23 protein-coding genes are annotated in these 21,533 nt (G+C 71.2%); 10 read left to right on the plus strand and 13 right to left on the minus strand.

What is annotated here, in order from left to right; all coding sequences use genetic code 11:
- Positions 1–43 precede the first annotated feature (43 nt).
- Together IZR02_RS13520 and IZR02_RS13525 are read left to right on the plus strand one after the other, a co-directional pair.
- Positions 44–316, plus strand: coding sequence for a DUF6412 domain-containing protein (locus tag IZR02_RS13520; protein WP_062765409.1), 273 nt, complete (start codon positions 44–46; stop codon positions 314–316).
- A 64-nt stretch (positions 317–380) separates the two neighbouring features.
- On the plus strand, positions 381–1,145 hold the full coding sequence (locus IZR02_RS13525; protein WP_217316523.1) for a YidC/Oxa1 family membrane protein insertase: 765 nt from the start codon (positions 381–383) through the stop codon (positions 1,143–1,145).
- Positions 1,146–1,167: 22 nt separating this feature from the next.
- Here the strand turns inward: IZR02_RS13525 and IZR02_RS13530 are convergent, their stop codons facing one another.
- From IZR02_RS13530 to IZR02_RS13540, 3 genes are all read right to left on the minus strand, one after another.
- On the minus strand, positions 1,168–2,085 hold the full coding sequence (locus tag IZR02_RS13530) for an EamA family transporter (RefSeq protein WP_062765416.1): 918 nt from the start codon (positions 2,083–2,085) through the stop codon (positions 1,168–1,170).
- Positions 2,086–2,144: 59 nt separating this feature from the next.
- Positions 2,145–3,044: an SDR family oxidoreductase gene (locus tag IZR02_RS13535; RefSeq protein ID WP_062765420.1), complete on the minus strand. Its 900-nt coding sequence runs from the start codon at positions 3,042–3,044 to the stop codon at positions 2,145–2,147.
- A 112-nt stretch (positions 3,045–3,156) separates the two neighbouring features.
- Entirely contained in the window at positions 3,157–3,495 is a 339-nt protein-coding gene (locus tag IZR02_RS13540; RefSeq protein ID WP_062765424.1) for a DUF7882 family protein, read from the minus strand.
- Positions 3,496–3,693: 198 nt separating this feature from the next.
- Here IZR02_RS13540 and IZR02_RS13545 point away from each other — a divergent pair, with 198 nt between their 5' ends.
- Positions 3,694–4,227, plus strand: a complete 534-nt coding sequence (locus tag IZR02_RS13545) for an FHA domain-containing protein (protein ID WP_062765427.1) — start codon at positions 3,694–3,696, stop codon at positions 4,225–4,227.
- On the opposite strand, the gene IZR02_RS13550 is transcribed toward IZR02_RS13545, so the two are convergent.
- Positions 4,203–4,880, minus strand: a complete 678-nt coding sequence (locus tag IZR02_RS13550; RefSeq protein ID WP_062765430.1) for a DUF6766 family protein — start codon at positions 4,878–4,880, stop codon at positions 4,203–4,205. The two genes, IZR02_RS13545 and IZR02_RS13550, sit on opposite strands and share 25 nt — an antisense overlap.
- Positions 4,881–5,146: 266 nt before the next feature.
- On the opposite strand from IZR02_RS13550, the gene IZR02_RS13555 reads away from it, so the two are divergent.
- Complete coding sequence (locus tag IZR02_RS13555; RefSeq protein WP_062765433.1) at positions 5,147–5,656, plus strand: CinA family protein; 510 nt, start codon at positions 5,147–5,149, stop codon at positions 5,654–5,656.
- A gap of 4 nt (positions 5,657–5,660) precedes the next feature.
- Here the strand turns inward: IZR02_RS13555 and IZR02_RS13560 are convergent, their stop codons facing one another.
- Genes IZR02_RS13560 through IZR02_RS13585 form a run of 6 tightly spaced genes read right to left on the minus strand, consistent with a single transcriptional unit; the run spans position 5,661 to position 12,219 of the window.
- The gene (locus IZR02_RS13560; protein ID WP_062765436.1) at positions 5,661–6,749 is read right to left on the minus strand and encodes an alcohol dehydrogenase catalytic domain-containing protein; all 1,089 of its coding nucleotides are present in this window, start codon (positions 6,747–6,749) and stop codon (positions 5,661–5,663) included.
- 9 nt (positions 6,750–6,758) lie between these two features.
- Positions 6,759–7,466, minus strand: a complete 708-nt coding sequence (locus tag IZR02_RS13565; protein WP_062765441.1) for an HAD family hydrolase — start codon at positions 7,464–7,466, stop codon at positions 6,759–6,761.
- The gene (locus IZR02_RS13570; RefSeq protein ID WP_062765444.1) at positions 7,463–8,602 is read right to left on the minus strand and encodes a TIGR03364 family FAD-dependent oxidoreductase; all 1,140 of its coding nucleotides are present in this window, start codon (positions 8,600–8,602) and stop codon (positions 7,463–7,465) included. The genes IZR02_RS13565 and IZR02_RS13570 overlap by 4 nt, the downstream gene beginning before the upstream one ends.
- Positions 8,599–10,443: a PhnE/PtxC family ABC transporter permease gene (locus IZR02_RS13575; protein WP_082758417.1), complete on the minus strand. Its 1,845-nt coding sequence runs from the start codon at positions 10,441–10,443 to the stop codon at positions 8,599–8,601. Before IZR02_RS13575 ends, IZR02_RS13570 begins: the two co-directional genes overlap by 4 nt.
- Positions 10,440–11,267, minus strand: coding sequence for a phosphonate ABC transporter ATP-binding protein (gene phnC, locus IZR02_RS13580; protein ID WP_062765447.1), 828 nt, complete (start codon positions 11,265–11,267; stop codon positions 10,440–10,442). The genes IZR02_RS13575 and phnC overlap by 4 nt, the downstream gene beginning before the upstream one ends.
- 28 nt (positions 11,268–11,295) lie before the next feature.
- On the minus strand, positions 11,296–12,219 hold the full coding sequence (locus IZR02_RS13585) for a phosphate/phosphite/phosphonate ABC transporter substrate-binding protein (protein WP_062765451.1): 924 nt from the start codon (positions 12,217–12,219) through the stop codon (positions 11,296–11,298).
- Positions 12,220–12,389: 170 nt separating this feature from the next.
- Between IZR02_RS13585 and IZR02_RS13590 the strand changes: the two genes are divergently transcribed.
- Entirely contained in the window at positions 12,390–13,133 is a 744-nt protein-coding gene (locus IZR02_RS13590; protein ID WP_231729501.1) for a GntR family transcriptional regulator, read from the plus strand.
- Positions 13,134–13,347: 214 nt separating this feature from the next.
- On the opposite strand, the gene IZR02_RS13595 is transcribed toward IZR02_RS13590, so the two are convergent.
- Positions 13,348–14,418, minus strand: coding sequence for a sensor histidine kinase (locus tag IZR02_RS13595; RefSeq protein ID WP_231729502.1), 1,071 nt, complete (start codon positions 14,416–14,418; stop codon positions 13,348–13,350).
- Positions 14,419–14,716: 298 nt separating this feature from the next.
- Between IZR02_RS13595 and IZR02_RS13600 the strand changes: the two genes are divergently transcribed.
- Positions 14,717–15,370, plus strand: coding sequence for a response regulator (locus IZR02_RS13600; RefSeq protein ID WP_231729504.1), 654 nt, complete (start codon positions 14,717–14,719; stop codon positions 15,368–15,370).
- Positions 15,371–15,379: 9 nt separating this feature from the next.
- Here IZR02_RS13600 and IZR02_RS13605 read toward each other — a convergent pair whose 3' ends face one another.
- The gene (locus tag IZR02_RS13605) at positions 15,380–16,243 is read right to left on the minus strand and encodes an EamA family transporter (protein WP_062765461.1); all 864 of its coding nucleotides are present in this window, start codon (positions 16,241–16,243) and stop codon (positions 15,380–15,382) included.
- A 227-nt stretch (positions 16,244–16,470) separates the two neighbouring features.
- Here IZR02_RS13605 and IZR02_RS13610 point away from each other — a divergent pair, with 227 nt between their 5' ends.
- The 3 genes from IZR02_RS13610 to IZR02_RS13620 all read left to right on the plus strand — a co-directional run bounded on the left by IZR02_RS13610 (position 16,471) and on the right by IZR02_RS13620 (position 19,873).
- Complete coding sequence (locus tag IZR02_RS13610; RefSeq protein WP_062765465.1) at positions 16,471–17,754, plus strand: M18 family aminopeptidase; 1,284 nt, start codon at positions 16,471–16,473, stop codon at positions 17,752–17,754.
- 44 nt (positions 17,755–17,798) lie between these two features.
- Positions 17,799–19,238 carry a purine-cytosine permease family protein gene (locus IZR02_RS13615; RefSeq protein WP_062765468.1) on the plus strand — a complete coding sequence of 480 codons (1,440 nt, stop codon included), beginning with the start codon at positions 17,799–17,801 and terminating at the stop codon, positions 19,236–19,238.
- 107 nt (positions 19,239–19,345) lie between these two features.
- Positions 19,346–19,873 carry a cysteine hydrolase family protein gene (locus IZR02_RS13620; protein ID WP_062765471.1) on the plus strand — a complete coding sequence of 176 codons (528 nt, stop codon included), beginning with the start codon at positions 19,346–19,348 and terminating at the stop codon, positions 19,871–19,873.
- Positions 19,874–20,185: 312 nt separating this feature from the next.
- Here the strand turns inward: IZR02_RS13620 and IZR02_RS13625 are convergent, their stop codons facing one another.
- On the minus strand, positions 20,186–20,896 hold the full coding sequence (locus IZR02_RS13625) for an MBL fold metallo-hydrolase (RefSeq protein WP_062765477.1): 711 nt from the start codon (positions 20,894–20,896) through the stop codon (positions 20,186–20,188).
- A gap of 78 nt (positions 20,897–20,974) precedes the next feature.
- Between IZR02_RS13625 and IZR02_RS13630 the strand changes: the two genes are divergently transcribed.
- Entirely contained in the window at positions 20,975–21,499 is a 525-nt protein-coding gene (locus tag IZR02_RS13630; protein WP_062765483.1) for a TetR/AcrR family transcriptional regulator, read from the plus strand.
- The last annotated feature ends 34 nt before the right edge of the window (positions 21,500–21,533 follow it).

Genomic DNA, 21,533 nt, shown 5'->3' on the forward strand with positions numbered 1-21,533 from the left:
GGATACAGCAATTCAGGCGATTCGAACGGGGTAAGCTCGCGGCATGAGCGAGTGGTTCGGGCAGATGCTCGGCTTCGTCGCGGCCGCGATCGGTCTCGTGACGGTGCCGGATGCCGCCGCGCTCGGCCTCGCGATCGCGCTGCTCGCCGTCACGGTCCTCACGCTCGCGCTCGTGCTGAGCGTGCGCCACCAGGCCTCCGCCGATGCCCCGCACCCGCTGCGGGCGATCGATGTCGGAACCCTCCTGCCACAGAGCGATCCGGATGCCGCCGGACACCCTCGTCCGCGAGCGCCGGGAGTCGCGACCGCCGCGTAGTCCGTCCGACCGGGACCGCGCGGCCTTCGCCGACCCCTCCCGACCTCATCGAACGGACCTTCCCGTGGACATCTTCGCCTTCCCTCCCCTCGCTGCGCTCCTGGACGCCGCCTACGGTGCCCTGAACGGCCTCTCCACCCTTCTCGCACCCCTCGCCGGCCCCTCCGCCGCCGCCCTCGCCGTGGTCCTGGTGACCCTCCTCGTACGCGCCCTCCTCATCCCCGTCGGCATCTCCCAGGCCCGAGCCGAGCAGACCAGGGCCCGCCTCGCCCCGAAGCTGCGCGCGCTGCAGCAGCGCCACCGGAAGAACCCGGAGCGCCTGCAGCAGGAGATGATGGCGCTCTACCGCGCCGAGAACACCTCGCCCTTCGCCGGGATGCTGCCCGTGCTGGCGCAGGCACCGGTCGTCGGCCTGCTCTGCACGCTGTTCCTGCGACCGGAGATCGCCGGACACCCGAACGAGCTGCTCACCCACGACCTCTTCGGCGCCCCGCTCGGCACGAGCCTAGTGTCGGCCCTGTTCGGCGGCACCGCGACCCCGGCGACGTTCGCGGTCTTCGGCGTGCTGCTGGCCGTGATGATCGCCGTCGCCGAGGTCACCCGGCGGGTGTTCCGACCGGCCCCCGTCGAGGGCGACGACTCTCCACTCAGCTCCCCCGGCATGCTCCGGATGATGGCCGCGCTGCACTACCTCACCGCGGTCTTCGCGGCCTTCGTCCCCCTCGCCGCCGCGCTCTACCTCACGGTCACGGTGGTGTGGACCCTCGTGCAGCGGGTGATGCTGCGCCGCCGTTACCCGCTGCCGCAGCCGGTGGCCGTCCGGGCATGAGAGCCGCCCGACCGGAGGGGCGTCAGTCGGGAAGCGGGATCGGCGCGGTGAACGGTCCCGCGGGGCCGTCGCCCCTCCGGTCGCGGCGCACGCCCAGCGTCGTCCCGACGCTCGCGGCGATCACGAGCGCCACCGCGAGCAGCCGCAGCGGCGTGGCGTCCTGTCCGAGGATGAGCCACCCGGCGAGGGTCGCGAACGCGGGCTCCAGGCTCAGCAGCACGCCGAACACCCGCTGTGGGAGCCGGCGGAGCGCCGCGAGCTCGAAGCTGTACGGGATCACGGACGACAGCACCGCGGTGACCGCCGCGAGCAGGAGGAGCTGCGGATCCAGCGCCACCGTCGCCGCCGCGGGCACGCCCACGGGGATGAGGAGCACCGCCGCGACGACGAGTCCCATCGCGAGACCGCTGCTGCCGGGGATGAGGGCGCCGACGCGCGCGCTCATCCGGATGTACATGACCCAGAATCCGGCCGCGATGAGGATGAAGACGACGCCCAGCGGATCGAGGGGCTCGGCGCCGACGAGGCCGTCGACGCCGAGCAGCGCCATGCCCAGCAGGGCCACGCCCACCCAGACCGCGTCGGCGAGACGGCGGGTCAGCACGGCGGCGAGCACGAGCGGCCCGAGGAACTCGATGGCCACGGCGGGCCCCAGGGGGATGCGGTCGATCGCCGCGTAGAAGAACCCGTTCATCGCGGCCAGGGACACCCCGAACAGCACGGCGGCGAGCCACTGCGACCGGGTCCAGGCGCGGGGCCGCGGGCGCACGATGACGACCAGCAGCAGCGCGGCGATCGCGACGCGGAGCGACGTCACGCCCCACGGCCCGAGGACGGGGAAGAGCTGCGCGGCCACGGCGGCGCCGAACGGCAGCGAGAGGCAGGATCCGATGACGAGCGCGACGCCCATGAGGGGGCCGGATGCCGCGGGTCTCTGCACCAGACAAGCTTAGGCGGCGGGGCCCTGCCTCCCCGCCGCCTGCGCCGTCCTCGCGCGGATCAGAGCGGCTTGCCACCCGTCACCGCGAGCACCGCGCCGGATACGTACGACGACTCCGCCGAGGCGAGGTACACGTAGGCACCGGCGAGTTCTGCGGGCTGCCCCGCGCGTCCGAGCGGGGTGTCCTGTCCGAACGTCTCCAGGCGCTCCGGCCCCCATCCGGTCGCGGGGATCAGCGGCGTCCAGATCGGCCCCGGCGCGACGGCGTTGACGCGCACGCCGCGCGGCCCGGCCTCCTCCGCGAGCGCCTTGACGAACGCGACCTGCGCCGCCTTCGTCATGGCGTAGTCGATGAGTCCCGGCGACGGCTGCGCCGACTGCACCGACGAGGTCACGATGATGCTGGATCCCGGCTCGAGGTCGGGGAACGCAGCCCGGGCCGAGAAGACGAGGCCGGCGAGGTTCGTGTCGAACACGCGGCGCATCTTCTCGGTGTCGAGGTTCTCGAAGCCGTCGATGTCGTGCTGATAGGCCGCGTTGAGCACGAGCACGTCGAGTCCGCCGAGCTCGCGACGCGCACGGTGCACCGCATCGGTCGCGAAGGCCTCCTCGCGGACGTCGCCCGGGATGCTGACGCCGGTGCGACCGGCTTCGCGGACGAGCGCGAGCGTCTCCTCCGCGTCCGCCTGCTCCTCGGGCATGTGCGCGATGGCCACGTCGGCACCCTCGCGGGCGAAGGCGATCGCGACCGCCCGTCCGATGCCGGAATCACCACCGGTGATGAGAGCGCGCCGTCCCTCGAGCCGGCCGTGGCCGACGTAGGACTGCTCGCCGTGGTCCGGCTCCGGGGTCGTCTTCTCGGTGAGGCCCGGCTGGTCCTGGCTCTGCGCCGGGAAGCCGTCCTCGTGGTGGGCGTGTCGGGGGTCGGTGAGGCCGCCGTCGCGGGTGGTGTCGGTCATGTCCGCTCCTCCTGTCATGGGGCTGTCGATCAGGTCGTGATCGAGCCTCGTGGGTCCGGAGGAGGGACGGCAGGGGGTTGACAGCCCGGGGCGGTCTCCGCGACAGCAGGTGTCAGCCGGCGGAGGAGACGTCGCCGTGCGGGGGCTCGGCGCCCTCGGCGGGCTCGGGGACGAGGTAGAGCCCGCTGGGGGAATTCGCGGTGAAGGCGAGCGCTTCGACCCAGGCCCGGTTGACCGCGGGCTGGCGGCTGCCGAAGTACTTGAAGACGAGAGAGCTGCCCGGCTGGATCCAGACGGTGGTCCGGCCGCCGCCGACGCTGGCGTCCTCGCGCCAGTTGAACGGGAACGGCTCGCCGCGACGCAGCTTGGCCGTGATGACGAGCTGCAGGTGCGTGAGTGCCCGGTCCTCGATCTCGGTCTTCACGCTGCCTTCGTAGATGAACTTGCCCATCGGGTGATGCTCCTCGGTCGGGTGGTCCTCAGCCCGGCGGACACTGCCGGGATCGGCCTATGGGTAGAGGGTAAGCCCTCGGGCGGGGCGCACGGCAAATCAGCCCCGGAGGGCGATGCGCGCGTCGAAGTCAAGGCCCTGCGCGCGATCCGCGCGGCGATTAGCCTCGAATCATCGACACCCGAGGAGGGCACCGCCATGACTGACCGCCACATCGACGACCGTCCCGACGAGGGCTACACGCCCGGCACAACCCACGCCGAGCGCGGCGCGGGCAACCCGCGACTGCGCGTGCGGCGCGACGACGAGCGCACCGAGTTCGCGCTCGACATGGAGGAGGTCCGCATCGGATCGGCCGCCGGGAACGAGCTGCGCCTCGCCGACACCGAGCCGGTGCACGCGACGGTCGTGCACGACGACCGTGACGAGTACGTGGTGACCCTGCACGCCGACGGTGAGATGAACTCCAACCCCGATGCCGACGCGACCCACCCGGGCGACCGCACGGAGACGCTGCGTACCGGATCGCGCTTCACGGTGGGCCCGTGGGAGCTGGTCTTCGCCCGCGAGGAGTTCGCCGACCACGGCCGTCCGTTCGGTGGACGCCAGGGCGGCGAGTACTCCGACCAGCCGCTGCAGGAGGCGCGTGCGGGCTACGACGCCGACGACGAGCGGCTGTCCCAGGCCGACGTCAACGACGAGCGGTCTCAGTCGGACTCCAAGGCCGACTGATGGTGCGGGGTGCCGACGGGCTTCGACTCCGCTGACCCCCGCTGGCGGAGGTAGATCGCGAACGCGACCATCGTCCCCACCGCGAGGAACTCGGACTGCCAGTTCTGCAGGGTGCGGTCCCAGAAGTCGGAGCTGGTCACGTAGTCGCCCCAGGTGATCGCGGCGAGGCCGTGCATCGCGTTCTCCTCGTTCATGACCACTGTCCCGGCGAGCGACTGCGCGAGCCAGGACAGCACGAAAACCGCCCCCATCACGAGCAGCAGCGAGTTGCCGAACACCGCCGCTCGCCACCCGCCCGCCCGGGCCCACCGCGGAGAGTCCGGGCGGGCGTGCGCGCCGACGAGCTGATCGGCATCGCTGCCCGGCCCCTCGTCGCCGGGCTTCTTCGACTCCGGGGAGCCCTTCTGCACGAACCAGATCGTCGCGGCGATGAAGAGGAAGAACTGCAGGAACTCCGACTGCCAGTTCTCGGCGACGTCGACCGCGAAGTCGGACGACCAGAGGAAGTCTCCGAAGCCGATCGTCGGCTGCCCGTGGTCGAGGAGCTCGTCGTTGTTCCGGAGGTAGCCGGCGACGGCCTGTCCGGCCAGAGCCAGCACGAAGAGGGCGAGGAAGAAGAGGCTGAGGGCGTGGTCCTTGATCCGCGAGCGCATGTCATCGCCCTCCCAGCGGCAGGCCGATCATCACGGCGAGCCCGACGCCGATGATCCCCGCCCAGATCCAGAAGACCGCCCGCATCCCTGCGGTGTCCCGCGCATCCTCCGCCATGTCCGCCTCCTTCGTCGGTGTGACGTTCCTCGACGATGGCGGGCCGGGCGACGGCCCTCCAGGGGCTTGACGCGGGCGTCGTTGTCAATCCCCTGCGACAGGGCGCCACGGGGTCCGTAGCGTAGGGGGAACCGACGAGAGGAGCGCCCCGATGACCGCACCGAACGAGACCCCCGACCTCGAGCACCTCGGCGAGCTCGCCCGCAGCCGAGGTCTGCGCGTGAGCGTGGCGGAGTCGCTCACCTCCGGACGCCTCGCGAACACGATCGGTGCGGGCGAAGGGGCGTCGGGGTGGTTCGCCGGCGGCATCGTCGCGTACTTCACGGAGGTCAAGGAGAGGGTGCTGGGGCTGACCCCGGGGACCGACCCGACGTCCGCCGCCTGCGCCGAGCAGCTCGCCCGGGGCGCACGGGAGCTCTTCGACGCCGACATCTGCGTCTCGACGACCGGGGTGGGCGGGCCCGGTCCGGAGGGCGGTCATCCCGCCGGCACGGTGTACCTCGGCTGGGCCACCAACGACGACGCCGGGCACCGGAGGCTGGCCCTGACCGGCGACCCGGACGAGATCCTGTCGGCGAGCGTCGACGCCGCGGTGCGCCTGCTCGCTTTCCACGCCGAGGGACTCCATCCCGCAGGGCCTCGGCGCACCGGTTCCGACTGAGGGCTCAGCGGCCCGGCACCAGACCCACCCGCAGCGGGGCGCCCGGCACCGCAGCCTCCGTGAGAGCGGCGTCGATGTCGAGCAGCGGTCGCACGGCGCCCACGGCCTCGGCGAACGGATAGGCGCGCCCGCGCCCCGCGAGGAACGACACCGCTGCTGCGAGGTCGTCAGCGCTGTAATTGTGCACGCCGGTCACCGTGACGAGACGGCGGACGAGATCCTCCGCCTCCAGCGGGACGGGCGCCGCCGGGAACACGCTCCCGACCAGGACGACCGTGCCGCCGACGGCGACGCCGGCGAGCGCCTCCCCGACGGCGTGCCCGGAGGCTTCGATGACCACGTCCGGGTCACGGTCGAGCGCGGTGGCTCCGAAGCGGGCGGCGAAGCCACGGCGATCGTCGTCTGGATCGCGCACCTCGACCACGGCCCCGTGCTCGGCCGCGATCGCCGCGGCGCTGATCCCCACCAGTCCTGCACCGTGGATGCGCACCGCGGCACCGTCGAGATCGATGTCGCGCGCCGCTCGCGCCACGGCCGCCCATGCCGTCGCCGTCGCGCAGCCGGCCGGAGCCAGCACCGCGGCCGGCAGCGCCTCCGGTACGCGCGCGATCGCGGTGCCGGCCCGCAGCTGCACATGACTGGCGAAGGCTCCGGTCAGGTCGCCGTGCGCCCCGACGCGGTCATGGCCGTACTTGCCGAGGTCCCGGCACTTCTGCGTGAGGCCGCGCCGGCAGCGATCGCAGGTGCCGCACGACACCGTGACAGACCACACCACGCGGTCGCCGATCCGCAGCGGGGTCCCGTCCACCGCCTCCGCACCGTCGTCGCCCAGCGCGATGACCCGACCGACGCTCTCGTGCCCGAGGACGAGGGGCGCGGGCGCGGACCGGCGGCCCTGCACGGTGTGCACGTCCGATCCGCAGATCGTCGACATCTCCACGGCGACGAGCACGTCCCGATCACCGAGCGCGACCCCGGGGACGGCGATGGTCTCGTGCGGGTGGCCTTCGCCGATCCAGACCATCGCGGTGGCTGCGGGGCGCAGCGCGACGTCCCTCCGGTGGCCGGGTGGGCGGATCAGCACCGTTCCCATGACACGACCTCAGACGGAGGCGACGGCAGGAAGGAGCTCGCGCTGCGCCAGCGCTGTCCGCAGCGCCGTGACGTCGGACAGCACGGCATCAGCCCCCGCTCCGCTCAGCGCCGCGCGATCGTGCGCCCCGGTGAGGACCCCCGCGACGAAGCCCGCCCCCGCACGACGGCCGGACTCGACGTCGCTCACGGTGTCGCCGGCGACGGCCACAGCCTGCACCGCTGACGCGCCCGTCCGCAGAAGGGCGGTGAGGACGAGGTCGGGCGCGGGGCGTCCGCGGCCGGCATCGACCGGAGACAGGGCGAGGTCGACGAGTCCTCCCCACCCGAGCCCGTCGATGAGCGCCTGTCGCGTGACCGGAGCGAATCCGGTGGTGAGGACGACGGTCAGCCCCGCGTCCTTCAGCCCCTGGATCGCGTCCGCCGCTCCAGGGATCTCCGCGACGCCGCTCTCGGCGACGATCTCGGCGTATGCGGTCTCGAACGCCGCCGTGGCCTTCCGCGCCGCGCTCGCATCGCCGCCGGCGAGATGGAGGAAGACATCGAACTTGGACTGCCCCATCGTCTCCCGGACGTAGTCGAGGGCATCCTCCCACGGCAGCCGCGCGGCGACGCCGGTGCGCTCGGCGGCGCGCTGGAACGCCTGCTCCACCACGCCGTCGTCCAGGACGGTGGTGCCGGCCATGTCGAGGACGACGAGTTCGATCGGAGTGGTCATGGTGTTCCTTCCAGAGCAGGGGTGCCGCCGAGGGCGGCGGTGAGGTTCAGGTCGGCGAGCCCGAGGCCGCAGGTCATGCCGATGCCGGTGGTCGCGGCGAGCACGAGGGCGCCGTCGTCTCCGCGGTCGACGAGGAACTCGCCGGGGGCTTTCGCGTACACGCCCTGCCACCGCTCGATGACCCGCGGCGCCGCCCCGTCGAACAGGGCCTCGGCCTCGTCGAGGAACGCGGTGAACGCGGCCTCCGGCTGGAACGGCGACGGGGCGGCGTCGGTGGCGTGGGAGTCTCCGAGGATGAGCGTGCCGTCCGGCAGCTGCGTGTACATCTGATTGAGATCGAGGGCCGCGAGGTCGGGGCGCTCGGCGTGCAGGCGCTCACGGAGGACCCGGGCCTGCAGTCCTTCGGCGAACCTCCCGTATCGGATGAGGGACCAGCCGGTCAGTAGGGGCGCGGTCAACGGTCGCGGGAAGGAGACGGCCGCCCGCATCATGTCCAGCGCACACCGCACGACCCCGTGCCGTTCCGCGACCTCGGGCAGGAGCTGGTCGATGTCGTGGTTGACGGCCACGACCACCGCCCCGGTGTCGATCGCCCCGCGCGTGGTCTCCACCCGGCCGGGGCCGAGGGCCGTCACCGCGGTGCGGAAACGGAAATCGACGCCCTGTGCCGTCAGGTGGCGCACGATCGCGGTCGCCGCCGTGCGCGGATCCGTCTGCAGATCGGCCTCGATGAGGGCACCGCCGACGAGCCCGTCCCGGCGCAGCGGCGCACGGCGCAGGAGCTCGGCGGCCTCCAGCATCCGGATGCCGCCGTCCCGCGCCGCCGCGGAGAGCACGGCGAGCTCGTCCTCGTGGCGGGCGGCCACGAGCGTTCCCGACTCGCGGAGCCAGAACCCCGCGTCGCGGGCGAGCTGCAGCCAGAGCTCACGGGACGCATCCGCGTATCGCCGTGCCTCTCCGCCCTGCGCGCCGATGCAGAGGTGGCCGAAGTTGCGGATCGTGGCGCCGGTCGGGGCGGCGCTGCGCTCGACGACGACGACCCGGAGCCCGCGGCGCACGGCGGCGAAGGCGGCGCCGAGACCGACGATCCCGGCCCCCACCACGACGAGGTCCGGATTCTGCTTCGCCCCGGTCATCGGAACACCTTCCTCATCCACATCCCGAGCCCCTCGACGGCGAGCACGGTGACGAGGATCATCAGCACGATCGCGGTGACGGTCTCGTAGCGCGATCCCTGGCTGGCGTTCAGCAGGTAGTAGCCGACCCCGCCGCCGCCGACGATGCCGAGGATCGTGGCCGCGCGGATGTTGGTGTCGAGCATGTAGAAGCTGTGCCCGATGAGGGCTCGGGTGCCCTGGGTCAGCGTGGCCGACGTGTACGTCTGCATCCGTGTGGCGCCCACCGCCCGCAGCGCGCGCTCGGGCCCGCGGTCGACCTCCTCGAAGGAGTCGGCGATGAGCTTGCCGAGCAGACCGATGCCGCCGATCGCGAGCGCGATGACGCCGGCCTGCGCGCCGAGACCCGTGATGACGACGAGGACGATGGCGAGGATCAGCTCGGGGATGCCGCGGATGCCGACGAGCAGCAGACGGGCGATGCCGCGCCCTGCCGCGTGCGGGGCGACGTTGCGCGCGGCGAACGAACCGAGCAGCAGCGAGGGCAGGAGCGTGAGGACGGTGGCGGCGAGCGCGATGGCGACGGTCTCCCGCATGGCCTCCAGCATCGCGACCGTGTCGTAGCTGCCGAACGACGGCGGCCAGAACCGGGCGGCGACGTCGGGCAGCTTCGCCCAGAAGGTGAACAGGTCCGACCAGGTGATCTGGCTCACGACGACGCTGCCGATCACGACGAGGAGCGCGACGGCACCGGCCGCGGTGTGGCGCACGCGTTGCGCGGTCCACGGACGACGCACCGCGGTCTCCGGGCTCGCCGCCCACGCCGGGCGGCCCTCGGCGGGCGCCTGCGACCGCCGACGCAGGCGCGGGTGCACGATCCGGTCCATCCAGGAACGGGTCTGCTTCTGCTCACCGAGCATCGCGCCCCGCACCGTGCTCGAGATGATCTCCATCACGATGCACAGCACGAAGATCACGAGCGCGATCCCGAGACCCTTGCCGTAGTTCAGCGCCTTGAACGCGTAGGACATCTCAAGACCGAGGCCGGCGACGCCCACGTAGCCGAGCACGACGCTCCCGCGCAGGTTGATGTCGTTGCGGTGCAGCACCGTCGCCACCCAGCTCGGCAGCACCTGCGGGAGGATGCCCGCCGTGAACTCCTGGAGCTTCGAGCCGCCGGCGGCGCGGATCGCGAGACGCGGCCCCTCGTCGATCTGCTCGATGGCATCCGCGAACATCTTGGAGATCATGCCGATCGAGTGGATGCCGATCGCGAGGATGCCGGGCAGCGTGCCGAGCGAGAACATCAGCACGAAGGCCATGGCCAGCACGACGTCCGGCAGGGCACGGGTGAGGACGCCGAGGAAGCGGGCCGCCGCGCGCCAGCCGGCGCCCGGGGTGGTGTTCGCAGCGGCGAGGTAGGCGATCGGCACGGAGAGCACGGCCGCCAGCAGCGTGCCGACGAGCACGAGGCCGACGGTCAGGGCGATCAGCCAGGCGAGGTCGGCCGGCGCGGGGAAGGAGAGTCCGCCGACCCGGGCGAGGAAGTTCTCGGCGTTGCCCCAGCTCTGCACCATCGCGGGGATCGAGATGCCCACGTCCCGCACCGCGACGATGCCGAGCACGACGAGGACGACGAGGGTGAGCCCCGCCGCGATGCGCTCCGCCGAGAGCGGCCGCTTCGGCGCCCGCTCCGCGACGCTCCCTCCGCCCTGGTTCGCTGAGCCCGTCGAAGCACCCTGGGTCGCTGAGCCGCTGCCCTGGGTCGCTGAGCCTGTCGAAGCGGCCTGGGTCGCTGAGCCGCCGCCCTGGGTCGCTGAGCCTGTCGAAGCGCCCCGTGTCGAGGCCCCCACCGTCGTCATGACGCCCCCACCGTGGTCACGGCGTCGACGAGTTCCACCTGCACGGCGCGGATCTCCGCCGTGGTCGTCGCGACGCGGCCGTAGATCTCCATCACCTCGGCCTTGGTGAGTCCGTCCGTCGGGGTGTCCAGGACGACCTCGCCGTGCCGGAGCCCGACGATCCGGTCGGCCCAGCTGATCGCGAGGTCGACCTGGTGCAGGCTGCACACGACGGTGAGGCCTTCGTCGGCGGCGATCTCGCGGATGAGGGCCATCACCTGCTCGCTCGACTCCGGGTCGAGGGAGGCGACGGGCTCGTCGGCCAGGAGGATCGCCGGCTTCTGCATGAGGGCCCTGGCGATGGCCACGCGCTGCTGCTGGCCGCCGGACAGGGTGTCGCTGCGCTGGTAGGCGCGGTCGAGGAGGCCGACGCGGTCGAGGTGCTCCAGCGCGGTGAGCTTCGCGGCGCGGGGATAGCTCCACAGCCCGAGCCGCGGGCCGCGCATCCGCGAGAGCGACCCTGTCAGCACGTTCTCCAGCACGGTCAGCGAAGGCACGAGCTCGAACTGCTGGAAGATGAAGCCCACGCTGCTGCGAAGCTGTCGCAGCGCCCGCCCCTTCATCGAGGGAACGGACGCGCCGAGCACCTCGACGGACCCGGAGCTGGGCAGCTCCAGGCCGTCGAGATGCCGCAGCAGCGTGGACTTGCCGGAACCGGAGAGCCCGAGCAGCACGACGATCTCTCCCTGGGCCACCTCGAGCGTGACGTCCTTGAGGGCGGTGGTGCTGCCGAAGGTCTTCGTGACGCCGGCGAGGCGGATGAGGGTGTCGGATGCCGCGGTCATGGCTTCTCCTGTCGTCAGGCGCGGGGCGTCAGCCCTGGCACTGCTCGGCTTCGGTCTCGGCGCAGATGTCGCGGATGAGGTCGTAGTACGCGTCGTCCACCGGCTTGGTGGCGAAGAACACGCTGCGGAACGCGTCCGAGTCCGCGCTGTCGATGCCCGCCGCGATGATGTCGTCGATGGTGACCTCGCCGAGGGCGTCGACGAGCTGTGTCGCCACGTCGTCCGGCAGCGACGACGAGTAGACGAGCGGAGCACCCGGGACCATGGTCTCGGCGATGACCTTCACCGTGTCCGACTTCTCGACCTCGGAGTCCTCGGCGAAGCCGGCCTCGCACTCGACGCCCTCGCCGACCTTCTGCACGCTGACATCGTGCTTGCCCGCGAACACGGGGGTGATGTCGGTCTTCGGGTCGACGCCCGCCTCGATGAGGTTGTACGACGGGAAGAGGTAGCCGGAAGTGGACGAGGGGTCCACGAAGCACACCTTCTTGCCCGCGAAGTCCTCGAGGCTGGAGATGTCGCTGTCCGCCGGCACGATCGCCTGCGAGTAGTAGCCGGGCTCCTGGCCTTCCTCGGTGACGATGGAGGAGATCGGGGTGAGCTTCGCGCCGTTGTTCGTCGCGGTGACGTAGGTGAACCCCGAGAACGAGGCGACGTCGACCTTGCCGGCGACGGCGGCCTCGATGAGCGCGGCGTAGTCGGTGGACTCGTGGTACTCGACGGCCTTGCCGGTGACCTCGGCGATGTAGTCCATGAGCGGCTGGTAGTTCGTCTCGGTGTCCACCGAGTCGGGGACGACGCCGAAGACGAGGGTGTTCTCGTCGACGGCGAATCCGCTGGCCGACTGAGCGTCGGCGGAGGCGTCGGTGGCGTCGGCCGATCCGGAACAGCCGGCGAGGCCGAGCGCGAGGATCGCAGCGCCGGCGAGGGCAGGGAGAGCGCGGAGCTTCATGAGGACCTTTCAGGGTGGGAGGAGTGATCCAGGGACGACTCTCCCAGCCCCGCGGCCGAGATGTATACCTATCTCGGAAGAGTTCAGGCGGCGTTCACCCGGCATTCGCTTGGGTGAACAGGCGCGCAACGCCGACTGTGCGACGGCGTCGAACGAAGTAATGTACCTATGTGGCAGAAGCTGTGTACACCCAGATCGCCGACGAGCTCCGCGCGCGGATCGCCGACGGGACGCTCCGCCCCGGGGACGACGTGCCGACCGAAGCGGAGCTCGCGGACCGCTGGCGCACGTCTCGCGGTCCGATCCGCAACGCCCTGGCTGCCCTCCGCGCCGAAGGGCTGATCGAGACGGGCCGCGGCCGCCCCGCGCGCGTGGTGGCACGGAAGGCGAATCAGGCGGTGGACGTCTCGGTTCCCTTCACCCGCTGGGCGCGGGACCTCGGCGTCTCGCCGGGCGCGCAGACGCAGGAGCTCAGCCTGCGTCGCGCGGGAGACCTCGCCTCGGCCCTGGGCGTGGGACGCGACGACACGATCGTGAGCGTGGTCCGGCTGCGGCTTCTCGACGGTCGACCGACGATGCTGGAGCGCCTCGCGTACACCGAGGACGTCGGGCGACGCCTGTTCGAGGTGGACCTCGACGAGGTGTCGATCACCGAGTACCTCGCCTCGGTCGGCCATCCCATCGTCACCCTGCAGCACGTGATCGATGCCGTGGCCGCCGACGACCAGGACGCCGCGCTCCTGCGTGTGCCGCGCGGAACCCCGATCCTCCGCCTCACGCGGACGTCGCGGGACGCCGAGGGGCGCATCTTCGAAGCATCGGAAGACCGCTACCTCAGCGAGGTGGTGCGCTTCACGGTGGCGGCATCCGGGATCTCGACGGACGGACACTACATGAGAGCGGTGGGCGGCTGAGCCCCGGAACAGATTCGCGACCGCGGGCGCGGGAGTTTAAGAAGCCAGAAAGATCGCGCCCGCGATCGCAGCGCTGGGGACGCTTTATCTGGGGAGCCTTCAGGATATGTCGGCGCCGCGAGGCCGCTGAAGTGCCGAATGTCGAGACACTCGTAGACTTTCGTCTACGGTCTCAGACCCGGAATCACGGGCGTCGTCTCAGACTACGCGGGGCTCACACCACCGGCAACACGGCGGAGACGAGCCAATGCCCGTCCACCTCCCCGGCGCTGAACTCGCCGCTGGCGCCCATCACGCGTTCGGCCATCCGTCCGAGTCCGGTCCGGCTGGAGGAGAGCTCGCGACGCGGCGTCGTGGGCAGCGGACTCCGCAGCGACAGGTGGGCCTTGTCGTCGTCCACGGCGAGACGGATCTCGACGGTGCCGGGGCCCGCGTACTTCAGGACGTTCGTCGCCGACTCGCGCACGATGCGCGCGAGCACGATCTCCACGGCCCGGGGGATGCGCTCGTCGCCGGGGTCGCCATCGAGGATGACCTCGTGCCCGGCCGCTTCGAACTCGGTCTGCGCCTCCTCGACCGCCGCGACGAGGTCGCCCGTCGGCATACCCGCGGCACGGGGGCCGTCGTCGGCGAGGTCGATCACGAAACGGAGGTCGGTCATGGCCTTCCGGGCGGCGACACGGATCGCCTCCCGGGAGCCATCGCTGGCGTCGGGGTCTTCGAGCATCTGCACGTGCAGCGACACCACCGTGAGGTGGTGCGCGATGCTGTCGTGCAACTCGCCGGCGATCCATCGTCGCTCGGCGAGGACGGCTTCCCGTTCCTGCTCCGCCGCAGCCTCCAGCTCGTGCTCGAGGCGACGTCCCCGGTCGAAGGCCAGCCGGAGTCCGAGGCCGATGGCCCCGGCGACCGTGGCCGCAATCAGGTAGATGCCGACATTGACGGGGACATCGGAGTCTCCGTACGCCATGACCGACGCAGCGACGAGGAAGACTCCGGTGTACGAGAGAACAAGAGGGGTCCAACCCAGGCGCATGACCAGCGCAGACGCCAGGGCGGCGGTGATGAGGACCTGCGATTCGGTCCCCGTGAAGAAGGAGGCCACCAGGACGACACCGATCGCACACGTGGCGATCAGAGGCGACCAGAGAAACAGAGCGGTAGCCAGAGTGGAGGCGATGCTCACCGCGGAGGCGAGGGGATTCACGGTGGGATCCGTGAAAAGAGTGAAGACGTCGATCGCGACCATCACGCCGATGATCGCGAGGATGACGATGCTCTCCACGCGTGTGAGGCGTTCGCCGCGTGCGAGTCGGAAAATGTCAGGCACCGCCCGTTTTGACTGGTCTAAGGCCATGGTGCACTGTCTCCTATTCGCCAGCTATCCTAGCGAGTGAAACCGAAAAGCTTGCCAACCTGCTGCCAGAAAGTCATTACATTCACCTCCGTTCTAGTGCCGTTTGTCGATGTCTGTATTCATCTTCTCGGCGGCGCGCGGAGCGCACATCTGGCGTTCGTCCAGACCTCGATAGCCAAAGGTCTACATCCTCAGAGCGCCCGCTTCACGCCGTTAGGCTTCCTCCATGCAGGAAATCCGCGTGGTGATCGTCGATGACGATCCTCTGGTCCGCTCCGCGCTGTCGCACTTCGTGTCGCGCGCGCCCGAGATCACGGTCGTGGCGCAGGCGGAGGACGGTGTGGAGGCCCTTACGACGGTCGAGCGCGAGAAGCCCGACGTCGTGATGATGGACGTCCAGATGCCGGAGATGAACGGCATCGAGGCGACTGCGGCGATCGCCGAACGGTGGCCTGACGTGCGCATCCTCGCCGTCACCACGCTCGACGGGAGCGACACCGTGCTGCCCATGCTGAGCGCAGGCGCCTCCGGCTACCTGCTCAAGGACTCCAGCGCGGAGGAGATCGTCACGGGCGTGCGCGAGGTGTTCGCGGGAGCGAGCTCGCTGTCGCCCCGCATCGCGTCGATGCTCATCCGCCATGTGCGCGACTCCACCCCCACCGCGGCGGCGGAGACCCTCGAACCGCTCACCGAGCGCGAGGAGGAGGTGCTGCAGTGCCTCGCGAAGGGCATGTCCAATGCCGAGATCGCGAAGGCGCTCATCGTCTCGGAGGGAACCGTGAAGGCCCACCTCGGTCGCATGATGTCGAAGTGGCACCTGCGCGACCGCGTGCAGATCCTCGTCACGGCCGCCCACGCCGGCCTCGTCACCTTCCGGTGAGCCGCGGCCTCAGAGCGCGAGCAGCACGATCCCGGTGAGGACGACCAGCGAGGCGCCGATCCGCCAGCCGGGCCGGGACTCGCGCAGGACGAAGGCGCCGAACAGGCTCACGAGCACGACGCTGACCTCCCGCAGCGGTGCCACGAGAGCCACCGGAGCGATCTGGATGGCCGTCAGCACGAGGATGTAGGACAGCGGCGACAGGATGCCGAAGGCCAGGATGCGCCGCCACTGCGTGCGCCCCAGCGCCACGACCGCACCCCATCGTCCGCGCACCGCCACGGAATAGAACGGCACCTGCAGCAGCGTCGTCCCGACCATGAACGCCACGGGTGACAGCTCCCACTCCCGCACCGCGTGGGCGTCCCAGATCGTGTAGACCGCGATGGCCACGCCGGTGAGAGCACCGAACAGGAGGCCGGGGTCGATGCGGCGCCCGCTGCCCGCCGGACGGCGGTCGACGAACCCGATCGCGACCACACCGGCGATCACCGCGGCGACGCCGACGAGCGCCAGGGCCGAGGGGCGTTCGCCGAGCAGGAGCACGGCGACGATCACGGAGAGGAAGGGGCCGGTGCCGCGTGCGGTCGCATAGACGGTCGACAGGCTGCCCTCCCGGTAGCCGCGCTGCAGCACGGCCATGTAGGCGACGTGCAGGACCGCGGAGACCGAGACCCCGAGCGCGAACGAGCCGAGGTCGACCGCACCGAGTCCGCCCGTGAACGGCACGGCCCCGATCCAGACGGCGGTGCTGGCGACCGCACCCCACCACAGGAACGGCGAGCCGGCGCGGCTGATGCCGTGCGCGATGACGTTCCAGGACGCGTGGGCGATCGCGGCGGCGAGGACGAGGACGAGAGCGACAGCGGACACGGCAGACCCTTCCCTCCGCCGCGGGCGCGACGAATCGGGTCCTCCGGGCTTTTGTCCTGTCAGATGACGGCCCTCCTGCGGAGGAGGACCGTGGCGCCGCTCGGACCAGACGGGTGCAGACCCCGGAACCCTAGGCGCTATCGCCACCACCCTATCTCCGACCGGGAGGGGCGCGGTGACCAGGCGCGACTACGCTCGAAGGACACCCTGCGCAGGAAGGTCATGCCATGCCCGTCACCCCGGACGCCCTCGCCCACGCCGAAGACCTCGCCGACTTCGTCGCCGCCTCCCCGTCGAGCTATCACGCCGCCGCCGAGACCGCCCGCCGTCTGGAGGAGACCGGGTTCACACGGCTGCAGGAGGCGGACGCCTGGCCTGCGCAGCCCGGAGGCCGGTACCTCGTGGTCCGCGACGGCGCGACGATCGCGTGGGTGGTGCCGGAGGATGCGTCTTCCACGACGCCCGTGCACGTGTTCGGAGCGCACACCGACTCCCCCGGCTTCAAGCTCAAGCCGCAGCCCACCACCGGAGCCCGCGGCTGGCTGCAGGCCGCCGTCGAGGTGTACGGCGGTCCGCTGCTGAACTCCTGGCTCGACCGGGAGCTGCGCCTCGCCGGCCGGCTCGCCCTCGCCGACGGCCGGGTCGTCCTCGCCGACACCGGAGCCCTGCTGCGCCTCCCCCAGCTCGCCATCCACCTCGATCGCGGGGTCAACAACGGCCTCGCGCTCGACAAGCAGACCGAGACGCAGCCGGTGTGGGGTCTGGGCGATCCGACCGAGGCCGATCTGCTGGCCGAGCTCGCCGACTCCGCCGGCGTGGACGCCGCAGAGATCCGCGGCTACGACGTCGTGGTCGCCGACGCCGCGCGGGGTGCCGTGTTCGGCAAGGACGACGCGTTCTTCGCCTCCGGCCGGCTCGACGACCTCGCCTCGGTGCACGCGGGCGTCGTGGCCCTCGCGGCACACGCCCCCGTGGCGGGCGCGCCGATCGCGATCCTCGCCGCGTTCGATCACGAAGAGCTCGGTTCCGAGTCGCGCTCCGGCGCCGCAGGCCCCTTCCTCGAAGACGTTCTGGAACGGCTGTACGCGGGGCTCGGCGCCGACGGCTCCGCCCGCCGCCAGGCGTACGCGTCGTCGTGGTGCCTGTCCAGCGACGTGGGGCACTCCGTGCACCCGAACTACATCGGCCGGCACGACCCCGTCGTGCAGCCCGTGCTCGGCTCCGGACCCATCCTCAAGCTCAACGCCAACCAGCGCTATGCGACCGATGCGGTCGGCGCCGCCTCGTGGCGGAACTGGTGCGATCGGGCCGAGGTGGTGACGCAGGAGTTCGTCTCGAACAACAGCGTGCCGTGCGGCTCGACGATCGGCCCGATCACCGCGACCCGGCTCGGCATCCGGACGGTCGACGTGGGCATCCCGATCCTCTCGATGCACTCCGCCCGCGAGCTCGCCGGCGTCTCGGACCTGCACGACCTGACCCGCGTGGCCGGGGCCTTCTTCGCCGGCTGAATCGGGCCGCGCGGAGTGTGCCCCCGGAGTGCCAGGATGTGAGGATGACCGACATCAGGCCGGCTCTCATCGAGCGTGCAGGCATCGAGATCATCCCCGAGTCCGAGCGGACCGCCCAGCCCCGCGACCTGTTCTGGCCGTGGTTCGCGGCGAACGTGTCGGTGTTCGGGATGTCGTACGGCTCGTTCGTGCTCGGCTTCGGCATCTCCTTCTGGCAGGCGACGGTCGTCTCGGTCATCGGCATCGTCGTGTCGTTCCTGCTGTGCGGACTCATCGCGATCGCGGGCAAGCGCGGGTCGGCGCCGACGATGGTGCTCTCCCGGGCCGCGTTCGGCGTGCAGGGGCAGAAGGTGCCAGGGATCGTGTCCTGGCTCACGTCGATCGGGTGGGAGACGTTCCTCGCGATCATGGCCGTGCTCGCGACGGCGACCGTCATCACGCAGCTCGGCGGCGACGGCGACAGTCTGTGGCTGAAGATCCTCGCGACCGTGATCGTCGCCGCGCTGATCGTCGCCGCCTCCGTGCTCGGGTACCACACGATCATGCGGCTGCAGTCGGTGCTGACGTGGATCACCGGCGTCGTGACGATCGTCTACATCATCCTCGCGGCGCCGACCATCGACCTCGCTGCGGTGCTGGCCCGTCCTGACGGGGGCATCGGCCAGGTCGTCGGCGCGCTCGTGATGGTGATGACCGGATTCGGGCTGGGGTGGATCAACATCGCCGCGGACTGGTCGCGCTATCAGAAGCGCACCGCGTCCGACGGGGCGATCGTCGCCTGGAACACCATCGGCGGATCGGTGGCACCGGTCATCCTCGTCGTCTTCGGTCTGCTGCTCGCGGGATCGGACGAGGAGCTCATGGTCGCGATCGCCGCCGATCCGATCGGCGCGCTGGCGAGCATCCTGCCCGTGTGGGTGCTCGTGCCGTTCCTGTTCACGGCCGTGCTCGCGCTCGTCTCCGGCGCAGTGCTCGGCATCTACTCCTCGGGCCTGACCCTGCTCAGCCTCGGCATCCGCATCCCGCGGCCGTCGGCGGCGGCGATCGACGGCGCGATCCTCACCGCGGGCACCATCTTCGTGGTCTTCTTCGCGACCGACTTCCTCGGCCCGTTCCAGAGCTTCCTCATCACCCTCGGCGTGCCGCTGGCCTCCTGGGCCGGCATCCTCATCGCCGACATCCTGCGTCGCCGGAAGGACTACGACGAGGCGGCCCTGTTCGACAGCCGCGGCCGCTACGGCGCCTGGGACTGGACCTCGATCGGCACCATGGTCGTCGCGAGCGTGATCGGGTGGGGCCTCGTCCTCAACGGCTTCGCGGACTCGGCGCCGTGGAACAACTGGCAGGGATACCTCCTGTTCCTCGTCGGCGGGACGGACGGGGACTGGGCGTACGCGAACCTCGGGGTGTTCGTGGCGCTCGTGCTCTCGTTCCTCGTGACCTGGTTCGCGCGGGCCGGGAAGATCCGGCGGCAGGAGTCGTGAGCCCTTCGACAGGCTCAGGGACCCAGGGGGCGGCAGGCTCGGGGACCCAGGGGGCGGCAGACCGCGGGGCCGAGGAGGCGGCCGGTTCCGCAGACGAGAGCTGGCTCGTGGTAGTCGATCCGCAGGTGATCTTCGCGTCGCCCGACTCGGCCTGGGGCTCGCCGTTCTTCGCCGCCGCGATGACGAACATCCGGCGCCTCGCGGACGCCTTCGGCGAGCGCGTGCTCGTGACCCGGTGGCTGCCGACGGCCGACCGCTCGACCTCCTGGGGCGAGTACTTCGCCGCGTGGCCGTTCGCCGACCGCCCCACTGACGACCCGTTGTACGCGCTGGTCCCCGAGGCGGAATGCCTGTCGCCTCATCCCACCGTCGACCTCCCGACGTTCGGCAAGTGGGGCCCGGAGCTGGAGGCGGTCGTGGGTCGCGGTGGTCGGATCGTGCTGGCGGGCGTGTCCACGGACTGCTGCGTCGTGTCCACCGCTCTCGCCGCCGCGGACGCCGGGGCACGCGTGACGCTCGTGGCGGATGCCTGCGCCGGCTCCACGGCCGAGAACCACTCCGCCGCCGTGCAGGTCATGTCCCTGTATCCCCCGCAGATCACCGTGACCGACACCGCCACCCTCCTCTCCCCCTGACCCCCTCCCCCGGGCCCGCATCCCGCGCCCGTGCCGGACGGAAATCGCACCTCCGCACACCGTTTCGCGCCCGTTTTCGATCCCGCACGCCGGCGAGCCCTGCCAGCGGGACGGATTCCGCCCCTCGCGCGGGCCCACCGGGCACGTTTTCGATCCCGCACGGAGTCCCCGTCGCGGGACGCGAAATGCACCTCCGCCGCGCGACGGCGGTGCGTTATCGATCCGGCACCGTGGTGCGGCGTTCGGGCGGGACGGAAAGTGCACCTCGGCAGAGGCGGTGAGGAGCTTTATCGAACCCGACAGGGGCGAGCGTCAGGCGTGGGCGCGGACCGCGGCGGCGATGTCGGCGGGAGTTCCGCGCCACGGAGCACCATGGCCGGGAAGGACCCACTCGGCGTCGAGCGCCGCGAGGCGGTCGAGCGAGGCCAGGGCTTCCGCGGGCTCGTCGGTGAACGGGGCGGGTTGCGCGCCCTCCTCCCCCGTGAGCACATGCCGCGTGGTCAGGGTGTCACCGACGAACACCGCGCCGACCGCCGGGACGTGCACCGCGATGCTCCCCGGCGAGTGCCCCGGAAGACCCACGACGATCGGGGCCCCGGGGAGGTCGAGCACGTCACCGTCCGCGACCTCGGAAACCTCGGTGACGTAGCGCGTGCGGAGCGCACTCTTGCGGAGGCCGTAGGCGAGGAACCCGAGCATGGGACCGATCCGGGAAGGACCCATCGGGGTCTTCGGCTTCTCCCCGGTACGCACGCGGTGTGCATCGGCGCCGTGGATGTACACCGGAACGCCGGACTCGCGACGCAGTCGTTCCGCGAATCCGATGTGGTCGCTGTCGCCGTGGGTCAGCACGAGTCCGCGGATGTCGGACAGCGGGCGGCCGATCACGGCGAGCTCCCGCTGAAGGTCATGCCAGTGCCCGGGCAACCCGGCGTCGACGAGGGTGATGCCCTCGGGCAGGTCGATGAGGTACGAGGCGACGATGTCGTTGCCGAGGCGGTGGAGGTGAGGGGCGAGCTTCATGATGATCCTCTCGGGCGATTGCGATGGCTACGTTACGTAGCTATCATGGCTACTGTCAATAGCCATCGAGGAGGATCCATGCCCACCCCCGAACGCACGTCGATCGATGCCATCGTCGCGGCCGGCCAGGAGATCATCGAGGCCGACGGTCCTGCGGGGCTCACGATGCAGGCGGTCGCGGAGCGTGTCGGCGTGCGGGCCCCCTCCCTCTACAAGCGCGTGCGCGATCGTGAGGCGTTGCGAGTCGCGGTCGCCACGGCATCCGTCGATGCCCTCGCGACCCAGCTCGAGGCGGCCGGCGACGACCTCTCCACGCTCGCCCGGACCTATCGCACCTTCGCTCATGCGCACCCGGAGGGTTTCCGCCTCATGTTCAACGCCGCGGTCTCCCGCGAGGCCCTGGAACGCTCCGCCGCCCCCGTCATCCGCGCCTGCGCCACCGCGGTCGGCGAGACGGACGCTCTCGACGCCGCGCGTCTCTTCACCGCCTGGGCCACCGGATTCCTGCAGATGGAGCTGTCCGGGGCGTTCCGACTCGGCGGTGACGTCGACCGCGCCTTCGAGTACGGCCTCCGGCGTCTCCTCGCGAGCCTCGCCGGGTGAGGACGCTCGTCATTCCCGGTCCATGACGGCGGAT

Origin of the sequence: Microbacterium paraoxydans (genome assembly GCF_019056515.1) — a bacterium.
In the GTDB taxonomy this organism is placed as follows: Bacteria; Actinomycetota; Actinomycetes; order Actinomycetales; family Microbacteriaceae; genus Microbacterium.